2 rRNA genes are annotated in these 1,188 nt (G+C 51.1%); both read left to right on the top strand.

Annotated elements, in window-relative coordinates:
* A 16S ribosomal RNA gene (locus HQN88_RS37190) occupies nucleotides 1–214 on the top strand; the annotation flags it as partial.
* A 199-nt stretch (nucleotides 215–413) separates the two neighbouring features.
* Nucleotides 414–1,188, top strand: a 23S ribosomal RNA gene (locus HQN88_RS37185); the annotation flags it as partial.

Below are 1,188 nucleotides of genomic sequence, written 5' to 3'. Positions count from 1 at the left end.
GAAGTCGGAATTGCTAGTAATCGCGGATCAGCATGCCGCGGTGAATACGTTCCCGGGTCTTGTACACACCGCCCGTCACACCACGAGAGTTTACAACACCCGAAGTCGGTGGGGTAACCCGCAAGGGAGCCAGCCGCCGAAGGTGGGGTAGATGATTGGGGTGAAGTCGTAACAAGGTAGCCGTATCGGAAGGTGCGGCTGGATCACCTCCTTTCTATGGAGACTCGGATCTGATAGATCCAGTCAAGTGTGCTTAGCACACAAATCGCTTACTCACTCGTGTTCAGTTTTGAAAGAGCAATCTTTCAACAATCTTGTTCCTTGAAAACTAGATAACGAAACAAAAACGTAAAGTAAGAACTTAGGTTGTGTTGACCTTCGGGTTACACAAAAATCTTTATTAGTTTTTTCTAGGTTAAGCTAGAAAGAGCACACGGAGGATGCCTAGGCACTAGGAGCCGAAGAAGGACGTGGCGAACGACGAAATGCCTCGGGGAGCCGTAAGCAGGCTTTGATCCGGGGATGTCCGAATGGGGGAACCCAGCTGTGGTAATGCGCAGTTACCATGTAGTGAATACATAGCTACATTGGAGGCAGACCCAGGGAACTGAAACATCTAAGTACCTGGAGGAAAAGAAAACAAAAGTGATTCCGTCAGTAGCGGCGAGCGAAAGCGGAATAGCCCAAACCAAGGAGCTTGCTCCTTGGGGTTGTAGGACCTCGATATGGGGTTAGTTTGGTAGGCGAAGTGATCTGGAAAGGTCCGGCATAGAAGGTAAAAGCCCTGTAGCCCAAACTGAACGAATCCCCTAGAGGTATCCTGAGTACGGCGGGTCACGTGAAACCCCGTCGGAATCCGGCAGGACCATCTGCCAAGGCTAAATACTCCCTAGTGACCGATAGTGAAGCAGTACCGTGAGGGAAAGGTGAAAAGCACCGCGGAAGCGGAGTGAAAAAGAACCTGAAACCGTGTGCTTACAAAAAGTCAGAGCCCTCTATATGGGTGATGGCGTGCCTTTTGTAGAATGAACCGGCGAGTTACGTTCCCGTGCGAGGTTAAGTTGAAGAGACGGAGCCGCAGCGAAAGCGAGTCTGAATAGGGCGCTTTAGTACGTGGACGTAGACCCGAAACCGTGTGATCTACCCCTGTCCAGGGTGAAGGTGAGGTAACACTCACTGGAGGCCCGA

Source organism: Paenibacillus qinlingensis, assembly GCF_013204845.1.
Taxonomy (GTDB): Bacteria; Bacillota; Bacilli; order Paenibacillales; family NBRC-103111; genus Paenibacillus_E; species Paenibacillus_E qinlingensis.
The sequence above is the reverse complement of the archived record's forward strand: the minus strand, read 5'-3'. Positions and strand labels throughout refer to the sequence as shown.